Source organism: Polaromonas sp. P1_G2 (assembly GCF_056405515.1).
The window spans coordinates 1-502 of the sequence record NZ_JBFUBY010000947.1; the positions used below are offsets into that span (position 1 = coordinate 1).

At 63.9% G+C, this 502-nt stretch carries 1 protein-coding gene and 1 pseudogene; both read left to right on the forward strand.

Annotated elements, in window-relative coordinates; translation table 11 throughout:
- Window positions 1–198: nitrous oxide reductase accessory protein NosL (locus tag AC1D0P_RS28480; RefSeq protein WP_477679804.1), on the forward strand; the 198-nt coding region annotated here is incomplete at its 5' end.
- Window positions 191–502: pseudogene (locus tag AC1D0P_RS28485) on the forward strand (FAD:protein FMN transferase); the annotation flags it as partial. The gene AC1D0P_RS28480 and the pseudogene AC1D0P_RS28485, both read left to right, overlap by 8 nt.

A 502-nucleotide genomic window follows, 5' to 3' on the forward strand; every position in this document is an offset into this window, starting at 1 on the left:
ATGCGCGGCAGCATGGGCAACGAAGAGACAGTGCCGTTCTCGATCCGCGATGCCGCGGCCAAGTTTGCACTCAAGAATGGCGGGCGGGTCGTCACCTTCGACCAGGTGCCGCATGACTATGTCCTCGGCTCCGGCGCAGACGCGCCCAAGGWCGATGCCCCGGCCGCGTCGGATGTGAAGGGACAGAACAATGGCTAGAAATTTCAGCCGCCGCCGGGCGATCATGATCTTCGCGGCGATGGCCGGTTTGCCCTTGTTGTCGCGCGCGCGGGCAGCGACGGCTCGGGCACCGATCACCTGGACCGGGCAGGCGCTTGGCGCGCCGGCGACTTTGATTTTGAACCATGTCGACAGTGTAGCGGGCAACCGGCTGATCGAGCGCGTCACCGCGGAAGTGTCACGCCTGGAGGCGATTTTCAGCCTCTACAGAGAGGATTCGGCCATTTCCATCCTCAACAAGACCGGCGTGCTTGTCGCTCCTCCGGCGGAAATGGTCTCGCTG